This is a genomic window from Novosphingobium soli, assembly GCF_042432915.1.
Classification (GTDB): Bacteria; Pseudomonadota; Alphaproteobacteria; order Sphingomonadales; family Sphingomonadaceae; genus Novosphingobium; species Novosphingobium soli.
The window spans coordinates 32,682-41,428 of sequence record NZ_JBHLWK010000041.1; the positions used below are offsets into that span (position 1 = coordinate 32,682).

An 8,747-nucleotide genomic window follows, 5' to 3' on the forward strand; every position below is an offset into this window, starting at 1 on the left:
CTTTTCGACGCCAGACGATGGTCGGCCGTCAGATTGGGGTCGCCAGCAGCGTCGCGATCCTGTGTGTGTCATAGACGCACATTCGGCTCACCAGCTTGGCTACGCCGTCATTGATTAGCAGGCGGTCGGCATATTTCCCGGCGTTGTAGATGCGAGTCTCACCGTCGTTGCGCGTCTGCAGCAAGGCATAACTTGCTTCGGCCGACACGGTATCCCCGTCGATCCCGGTCAAGACCGCTCGCGAAATCAGGTGACGGCTGAAATGCTCCGGAAAGACGTTGGCTCGGCGCAGCGCTACCACCCGATCGACCAGCATGCCCTTGCTGTCGCAATACATCACCGCGGCCGGCAGCCCGTTATCGACATTTTCGCGGGCGATCACCTGATAGAGACAATCGTCCACGAAGAACTCGGGCCACTCCTCAAGCCGGCCGTCATCCAGACACAGTCCGTAAGCGGCGTTCAGGGAATCCACGAGGCCTTGCAAAACAGGATCGACCATGCTCATGCCGATGCCTCCGCACTGACGGCAAGTGCATCGCCCATCAGGTTCAGATAGCCTTTCCAGAATCCGCGCACTGCGTTTTCGTCCATGCCCATCGGCGCGTAATAGCCGCGCACGTCGTCGCCCCCCATTTCGATGAAACTGTGCTTGCCTTCGGCCCCGACCGTGCCCTGCTGGCAAAGCTCGACCGCTTCACCGTCCTCCATCGAAATCAGTCCGGAAGGACCGACGAGGTTCAGGTTGCGCAGGCGGTGACGCGTGGTTTCCTCATCGTCGTCGGCATAGCCGAAATAGGTCCAGACCAATTCGGTCTTGTCGACGCCGTGAGTCACGATCTGGCGTGTCGCCAGGGTGTTCTGGATCTGCTGCAGCACGACCGACGGAAACAGCGACTGGATGTGCAAGCCGACATCGTCCTCGATCTCGGGCCGGAACTGCAACAGGCTTTCGTCCTGCAATTTGGCAGCGCCTTGCATTTCGCGATTGGCTTCATCGCCGAACGAGCCGTAATCGATGTCGCCCTTGGGCTTGGAGACGGTAAAGACGTTGTGAAAACCCTGCTCGGCCAATTCTCCGGCGCTGTCCTGGCTTTGCCGGTAAATGCCGAAGGTCGGATAGAACAGGTGGAGCAAGGCGCCGTGGTAGCTGTCACGGCTGTTTTCGGAGTAGAGCTTCCAGTTGCCCGCCATATATTGCCGGGAATAACCGAGCACCCTGATCGGGCGGTGAAAAACGCGGTCGATGTACTTGCGCATCACCGGGCCGAGAAAATCTTCAAGCGGCTCGATCTCGGCTGAAAAGGTGCCGAACACCATGCCTTTGTAACTCTCCACCCGGAGCTTTTCGAGCGAGTGATTGGCTGGATCGAAATCCTTGTCGTACCCCCCTACTCCCTTGAGGCCGCGCCGGAACGGCACGCCAACCAGTGTGCCTTCCGAATCGTAGGCCCATTGATGGTAGACGCAGACAAACGCGCCGTCGGCCTGGTTGCCGCGCAGCGAGCGACACACCGTTGCGCCCTTGTGCGCGCACCGGTTGACCCAGGCATGGATCTTGCCTTCCTGCCCGCGCACGAGCACCACCGGCGTTTCACCGACATGGGTCGCGCGAAAATCTCCGGCGTTGGGAATCTCGGCCTCAAGCCCAAGGTAGCACCAGGTGCGACCCTTGAAGACACTGCGCTGCTCGGAGGCGAAAATCTGCGTATCGTGGTAAACCTTGTAGTCCACCGCCGTTGGGAGCGAGGGCGCCCCCACTGGTGCCATGGCATTCATTGTGCGTCTCCCGAAAAACCCTGGCCCGATGCAAGCTGGCCGCAGGTGCGCATCGCGCTGAGCATCATCGCCGCGTCCGCCTGTCCGGTGCCGACGATGTCATAGGCGGTGCCGTGCGCAACCGACATGTGCAGATAGGGCGGCCCCATCATGATCACACAGTTGCCCGAAAAGCCCCAGGTCTTGACCGCAATGTGCCCCTGATCGTGGAACATCGCGAGGACCATGTCGTAACGCCCCTCGATGCACTGCCGGAACACCGAATCGGGCGCAATCGGGCCTTCCACGGCAATGCCCGCTGCCCGCGCCCGCTCGACCCCGGGAGCAATCGCAAGCCGGTCTTCGTCGCCCGTGGCGTGCGGGTTGAGCCCCGCCACGGCGATCCGCGGACGGGCGATACCCCACGACCGCATGGCATCGTTGACCTGCCCGATCGCCTTGGCCACGAGATCGGCGGTTATCACGTCGATCACCTGGCGCAGCGACATGTGATCGGTGAGATGCGCGACCCGCAAGGGTCCGGTCAGCAAAACCAGATAGCTTTCGCCAGGGGTCGGACTGATGACCTTGTCAAGTTTTCCGGCCATCTTGAGCGAACCGGTGCTGATCGGTCCCATGATCGTCGCGGCAAAGGACCCGTCCCGGGCCAGCGCATCGAGTTCGTCCAGCCATTGCGCCGAGGCATGACCGGCCACTTCGGTATCCTCGCCCAGCGGCAAAACGCCGTCCGGCAAGGCGCCGGTGTCGATCACGTCGATCACCCGGACATCGTCGCTCGGCCGTTCGAACGAACGCATCCGGCGCACCCGGGCCTTGACCCCGGTCATGTCGAGCGCACGCTCCACCGCCGCTGCCGAGCCAAGCAGCACCGGAATCGACACCTCGTGTACCGAACCGTCCGCGAGGGCCTTGACCGTCACTTCGGGTCCGATTCCCGCAGGATCGCCGATCATGGTCCCGACAACGGGACGCCCTGCTGTTGCTGCCATGGGTGGGTCAGATGCTGTAGACATCGAGCATGGTCTGCGCGAGGTCGTTGATGATCACGGTCTTCTTGCGCTTGATCACATAACTCCTGCCGGCAGGCTCGAGATCATAGAAGGCCGATCCGCTGTAGACGGTTACCGCCCCATCGAGCACGGATGTCACCGTCCACGATGTGCGCGCCCGCACCAGGCCATCGCCTTCTTCCGTCGATAGCAGCGTGAACACGTGCGAAGTGCGCGGCCCGGGCGTGCTTGCCGAGGACCGCCCGGTGCGAATGCGGAAAACCCGATCCTCCAGGCCGCCGCGATTGTGATAATAGATCAGCGAGATTTCGCGCTGCGGATCGGCGGTCAGGCGCTCGCGGTCATCCCACGCCGGCGCCCAGTATTCCGCGTCTTCGGCATAGAGCGACAGCCATGTGTCCCAGTCCTTGTCGTCGAGCGCTACTGCCTCGCGGCCAAGAAAACGGTGAACGGCAAGCCATTGCGTATCGGCAGCCGTCATCGCGCCAACTCCAGGTCGCCCTTGGCAATAAGTTCTGCAGTCTCCTGGTCGATTGCGGTGTTCATCCGGCTGATCCATTCGTCGTGGATTGCGACATAAAGTCCCTCGTCGGCCACCGCCGGGCTGCTCATCACCGCATCCACGGCGAGACCCGCGCCGAATTGACCGGCGTCTTTCTCCCACCGGGTCGCACCGCGCGACATGTCGTTCATCCGGCCTTCGCCGGCACCAAACCCGGCCTGACAGTTGTTGAATTCGGTCAGATCGTCCGGCGTCGCCATGCCGCTGGCATTGAAGAAGTCCTCGTATTGCCGGATCCTCAGGGCCCGTGCCGAGGCGCTTTCACCCACCGGAGCGATGCAATAGGTCGTGACTTCGGTCTCGTCGACGGAGATCGGCTGGATGATCCTGATCTGGGTGCTGGTCTGATCCATCAGGAAGACGTTGGGGAACAGCTGAAGATTCCGGATGCGTTTGTTCATCCACAGCGCCTTCTCCTCGCCATGGGTTTCCTCGATCCAGTCGAGGGCCTCGAAATTCGGCCGATCCCGGAAATTGGCGTAGTCGGCCCAGAGCACTGAATGCCCGTTATGGAAGGAAAAAGATCCGCCGTCCTGCCGGTTGAAATTTGAAAAGTCGATCGCCTTGGTGTCGTTCTTGGAGGCCCCCTCGACCCGACGCATCACCGTCATGAAGTAATTGGCGTGGACCGTTCCGACGTGATACCCGTCCAGACCGTTTTCCACCTGCATCTTCCAGTTGCCGCGATAGCGGTACCGCGTAGCGCCCGGCAGCACCTCCATTTCGCCTTGCTGAGACTGGTCGACCAACAGATCGATGAACGCCTTCGAGCCGGCCAGATATTCCTCGAGTGGCAAGACATCGGGAGACAGGCTGCCGAAGATGAAGCCGCGGTAAATTTCCAGACGGGCGATCCTGGGAAGTCCGAAATCGGCGCGGTCGAAGCCAGGCGCATAACCCCCCGCCCCTTCTTCGGTGACGTCGAGAAGGTCCCCTGCAGACGAGTAGGTCCAGCCGTGGAAGGGGCACATGAAATTCTTCTTGTTGCCGGCCTTTTCGCGGCAGACCTTGGCGCCGCGGTGGGCGCAGGCGTTGACCAATCCGCAGACAGTGCCCGTCCTGTCCCGAGTGATGATGACGGGCGTCCGTCCGATCTTGGTCGTCAGGAAATCGTGGGGCTTGGCGACCTGACTTTCATGCGCGAGAAAAATCCAGTTGCGCTCGAAAATATACTTCATCTCGATATCGAACAGCTCGGCATCGGTGAAGGCGGCGCGGTCGATCTGGAAGATTCCCCTAGCCTGGTCTTTCACGAGCCACGACTTCAGTCGCCGTTTGATCGCTTGCAAATCGGCAATCCGACCGACGCGCTTTTCTGCGGCTTCCATAACGCTCCACTCCCAAGATGCGAAAGCCGGATCGGTCGGCTGTCGCTGGATGACCGGGCACCTTGGCGGTGCTCCCAAACGCTGCCCCGCGCCGCCGCCCATCACGGGCGAATCGCTGGTTTGACGTTCTGCTGCGCATTCCTACACCAACAAATTTCCCGGTGCAACGTATTGCACCATGGAGAATTATCGACTAAATAGGTCGAGTCGGTCGGGTAAGCCCGACTACAACACAATTCGGTGATGACGGTCCCGCGCGACGCGGGCCGCGTCTTGGGAGAGAAGGCAAATGGTAGCAGTCACGGAACTCGGTTACCTCGGGTTGACCGTAACAAATCTCGATGCATGGCGCAGTTATGCTGCCGAAGTGGCCGGCATGGAGATTGTCGACGAGGGCGAAGGCGACCGCCTCTACCTGCGCATGGACCAGTGGCATCATCGCATCGTGTTGCATGCCTCCGACTCCGACGATCTTGCCTATCTGGGCTGGCGCGTTGCCGATCCGGTGGAATTCGACGCCATGGTGGCAAAGCTGACCGCCGCCGGAATCTCCTTGACGGTGGCAAGCGAGGCCGAAGCTCGGGAGCGGCGCGTGCTCGGTCTTGCCAAGCTGGCTGATCCGGGTGGGAACCCCACCGAAATTTTTTACGGGCCGCAAGTCGACACCCACAAGCCTTTCCATCCTGGGCGCCCCATGTACGGAAAGTTCGTGACCGGATCGGAAGGAATCGGGCATTGCATCCTGCGTCAGGACGATGTTCCCGCGGCGGCGGCGTTCTACGGACTGCTGGGGCTGCGCGGGTCGGTCGAGTATCACCTGCAGCTGCCCAACGGGATGGTGGCGCAGCCGTACTTCATGCACTGCAACGAGCGGCAGCATTCGGTCGCTTTCGGGCTTGGCCCGATGGAAAAGCGCATCAACCACCTGATGTTCGAATATACCGACCTCGACGATCTCGGCCTCGCGCACGACATTGTGCGGGCGCGCAAGATCGACGTCGCGCTCCAGCTCGGCAAGCATGCAAACGACCAGGCGCTGACCTTCTACTGCGCCAACCCGTCGGGCTGGCTGTGGGAGTTCGGCTGGGGTGCCCGCAAGGCCCCAAGCCAGCAGGAATACTACACCCGCGATATATTCGGTCACGGCAACGAAGCCGCGGGCTACGGAATGGATATTCCCCTCGGCTGATCATCCATTTGATCGCCGGTCCATAACCTAGATTGGAATTGCCAGACGCCATGTCGAACAAATTGCGCCTTTGCCAAGTAGCCTCCGTCAAGGACGGTGAACCGGTCGCGGTCTACCAGGAAAAAATGCCTGCGCTTGCAGTCTACAACGTCGATGGCGAAGTGTTCGTCACCGACAATCTTTGCACCCATGGCAATGCCATGCTGACCGATGGCTACCAGGACGGCACAATTATCGAGTGCCCGTTTCACGGTGGTTCGTTCGACATCGCCACCGGAGCTGCCAAGGCCTTTCCCTGCCAGATCCCCATCAAGACATACCCCGTCACGATCGAAGACGGCTGGGTGTGCATCGATCAACCGAAAGAGAGCGCCTGAATGCTCCTCGACACCCCTTCCCGCTATGAGCTGCAGCAGCTCACTTCCGAGCTCAACGCGCTCTACGCCGAACTCATTGACGATGATCGCTTGGAAGAGTGGCCCGAACTCTTTGTTTCGGACTGCGTTTATACCGTGATCTCGCGCGAGAACTTCGAGCGAAACATGGATTCAGCGGCGATCTATTGCGACAGCCGCGGAATGCTTGTGGATCGCATTGTTTCACTGCGCAAAGCCAATATCTTCCCGGTGCATGCCTACCGTCATATTCTCGGTCCGACCCGGATGGTTTCCACAACGGGAGCACTTGCAAAGACGCAAACCAATTATGCGGTCCTTATGACCCGTACTGACGGACACACAACAATCTACAATTCGGGCAAGTATATAGACGAGATCGACTTGTCGGGCGAGCGCCCCTTGTTTCGTTCGAAGATCGCCGTTTTCGATACCAACCTCATCGACACGATGATGGTTCGCCCGATTTAGTTCGCGACCAGGATTTTGATCATGACCGACACAGCTCTGCCAGACGAAAATACCTCGAGAACCGCAAACGGAACTGGTCGCCGGGTTCCCTACCGGGTTTTCACCGATCCGGAGTATCACGCGCGCGAGCAGGAAAAGATCTTCCAGGGCGAGGCCTGGTCCTTCGTCGCGCTCGAGGCAGAAGTGCCCGAGGCTGGCGATTTCAAATCAACCTTCATCGGAGAAACCCCGGTCATCGTCACCAGGGCCGCTGATGGCGCCGTTCATGTCGTGGTCAATCGCTGCGCTCATCGCGGGGCACTGGTATGCCGCGAACTGCGCGGCAATCGCCCCAATCTCGAATGTGTTTACCACCAATGGGCCTATGACCTCGCCGGCAATCTGATCGGGGTGCCGTTCCGCCGCGGTCTCAAGGGCCAGGGCGGAATGCCCGGCGATTTCGACATGAAACAGCATGGCCTCAAGCAGTTGCGCGTCGGGATCGTCGGCGGGCTTGTCTTCGCCAGCTTTTCTCAAAGCGTGGTGCCACTGAACGATTTCCTCGGCCCGCTGGTTGTCGAGCATATCAAACGGATCATGCACAAGCCGATCAAGGTTCTGGGCGATCAGCGGCAATATGTTCACGGCAACTGGAAGCTCTATGCCGAGAATACCCGCGATCCCTATCACGCCAGCCTTCTGCACCTGTTCCACAATACGTTCGGGCTCTACCGATCGACCCAGACCGGCAAGTCACTGATGGACAGCGAGAAGCGGCATTCGCTCCTTTATTCCATCGCCGCCAGCAACGACGATGCCGCCGACAAACAGGCCTATGGCGATTCCAGGACTTTCGATACCGAGTTCAAGCTTCAGGACATGTCGCTGCTCAAGGGCCGCCAGGAATTCGATGACGGCATTACCCTGGTTATCCTCGCGGTTTTCCCGAACCTGGTCCTCCAGCAGATTCAGAACACGCTCGCCGTGCGGCAAATCGTGCCAAAGGGACAGGAAGCGTTCGAGCTGGTCTGGACCCACTTCGGTTACGCCGACGACGATGCAGAAATGCAGGCAATCCGGCGCAAGCAGACCAACCTGATCGGTCCGGCCGGCCTGATCTCGATGGAAGACGGCGAAGCGGTGGAAATCGTCCAGAACGCCATTGTCGGCGAACAGCAGGCCACCTCGTTCATCGCGATGGGCGGTGGCCGCGCCGAGGATGCCGACCACCTTGTCACCGAAGGCGCCATTGTCGGCTTCTGGGACAGTTACGAGAAGCTCGTCGGCTTCGGGACCGCACGATGAGCCGCAAGATCGACTTCTATTTCGACTTCATCAGTCCCTTCAGTTACCTCGCGCAGCTGAAGCTCCCGGAAATAGCCCGCAAGGCCGGTTGCGAACTCCAATATTGGCCGATCGATATCCCCGAGGCGAAGATTGCGGCGGGGAACTACGGCCCGTCCAATCGCGAGGTGGTTCCGAAAATCAAGGTGATGATGGCGGACCTCAACCGGTGGGCCCACAAATATGACGCTCCCTTGCGTTTTCCGGCCAGCTTTGCCTGCAAGGACTGGAACTGCGCCACGCTCTACGCGCGCGAGCAGGGCAAAGCGGAAGCATACGTCGCTGCCGCTTACAATCTGATCTGGGGGCAGGGAATCGACCCAAGCGACCGCGAAGAACTGCGCGCCTGTGCAACAGAAGCTGGACTCGATCCAGAGGCGTTGACAGCCTTCGTGGACTCTTCACTTGGCCAGAATGAATATCGCAAGGCTCGCAGCCTAGCCTATCAGCGGGGAGTCTTCGGCGCGCCGTTAATGTTTGTCGACGATCAAATATTCTGGGGCAATGATCGTCTCGACTTTCTGCAGGAGTATCTATCTCAACAGAAGTAATTCTTAGAATAAGAAAATGCGGCGAGGGGAGAGGGAATGAAAGAACTTCAGATTAACTTGTTCGTAACTGCGGCTGCCGTCCTTGTGCAATCGCTTGTTCCTAGTGGTTTCCGCCTGACATAAGAGTCCGGTTCGGGAT

10 protein-coding genes are annotated in these 8,747 nt (G+C 59.8%); 5 read left to right on the forward strand and 5 right to left on the reverse strand.

Annotation, left to right across the window (positions count from 1 at the left end; genetic code table 11):
- Window positions 1–28: 28 nt before the first annotated feature.
- The 5 genes from ACFFJC_RS20950 to ACFFJC_RS20970 are packed head-to-tail and all read right to left on the reverse strand — an operon-like array spanning window position 29 to window position 4,679.
- Window positions 29–508 (reverse strand): aromatic-ring-hydroxylating dioxygenase subunit beta, encoded by a 480-nt coding sequence (locus ACFFJC_RS20950; protein WP_037508701.1) that lies wholly within the window; start codon window positions 506–508, stop codon window positions 29–31.
- Window positions 505–1,779, reverse strand: coding sequence for an aromatic ring-hydroxylating dioxygenase subunit alpha (locus ACFFJC_RS20955; RefSeq protein ID WP_037508704.1), 1,275 nt, complete (start codon window positions 1,777–1,779; stop codon window positions 505–507). Before ACFFJC_RS20955 ends, ACFFJC_RS20950 begins: the two co-directional genes overlap by 4 nt.
- The gene (locus tag ACFFJC_RS20960) at window positions 1,776–2,732 is read right to left on the reverse strand and encodes a PdxA family dehydrogenase (protein WP_230588532.1); all 957 of its coding nucleotides are present in this window, start codon (window positions 2,730–2,732) and stop codon (window positions 1,776–1,778) included. The genes ACFFJC_RS20955 and ACFFJC_RS20960 overlap by 4 nt, the downstream gene beginning before the upstream one ends.
- A 43-nt stretch (window positions 2,733–2,775) precedes the next feature.
- Entirely contained in the window at window positions 2,776–3,270 is a 495-nt protein-coding gene (locus ACFFJC_RS20965) for an aromatic-ring-hydroxylating dioxygenase subunit beta (protein ID WP_025548174.1), read from the reverse strand.
- A complete protein-coding gene (locus ACFFJC_RS20970; protein ID WP_052076598.1) occupies window positions 3,267–4,679 on the reverse strand; it encodes an SRPBCC family protein in 1,413 nt (470 codons plus the stop codon). The genes ACFFJC_RS20965 and ACFFJC_RS20970 overlap by 4 nt, the downstream gene beginning before the upstream one ends.
- A gap of 289 nt (window positions 4,680–4,968) precedes the next feature.
- Here ACFFJC_RS20970 and bphC point away from each other — a divergent pair, with 289 nt between their 5' ends.
- Genes bphC through ACFFJC_RS20995 form a run of 5 tightly spaced genes read left to right on the forward strand, consistent with a single transcriptional unit; the run spans window position 4,969 to window position 8,608 of the window.
- Window positions 4,969–5,868, forward strand: coding sequence for a biphenyl-2,3-diol 1,2-dioxygenase (gene bphC, locus ACFFJC_RS20975; protein WP_037508711.1), 900 nt, complete (start codon window positions 4,969–4,971; stop codon window positions 5,866–5,868).
- A 50-nt stretch (window positions 5,869–5,918) separates the two neighbouring features.
- Window positions 5,919–6,245: a non-heme iron oxygenase ferredoxin subunit gene (locus ACFFJC_RS20980; RefSeq protein ID WP_025548169.1), complete on the forward strand. Its 327-nt coding sequence runs from the start codon at window positions 5,919–5,921 to the stop codon at window positions 6,243–6,245.
- Complete coding sequence (locus ACFFJC_RS20985) at window positions 6,246–6,734, forward strand: aromatic-ring-hydroxylating dioxygenase subunit beta (protein ID WP_025548168.1); 489 nt, start codon at window positions 6,246–6,248, stop codon at window positions 6,732–6,734. It abuts the gene before it with no gap.
- A 21-nt stretch (window positions 6,735–6,755) separates the two neighbouring features.
- Complete coding sequence (locus tag ACFFJC_RS20990) at window positions 6,756–8,018, forward strand: aromatic ring-hydroxylating dioxygenase subunit alpha (RefSeq protein ID WP_052076599.1); 1,263 nt, start codon at window positions 6,756–6,758, stop codon at window positions 8,016–8,018.
- Entirely contained in the window at window positions 8,015–8,608 is a 594-nt protein-coding gene (locus ACFFJC_RS20995; protein ID WP_037508713.1) for a 2-hydroxychromene-2-carboxylate isomerase, read from the forward strand. Before ACFFJC_RS20990 ends, ACFFJC_RS20995 begins: the two co-directional genes overlap by 4 nt.
- The last annotated feature ends 139 nt before the right edge of the window (window positions 8,609–8,747 follow it).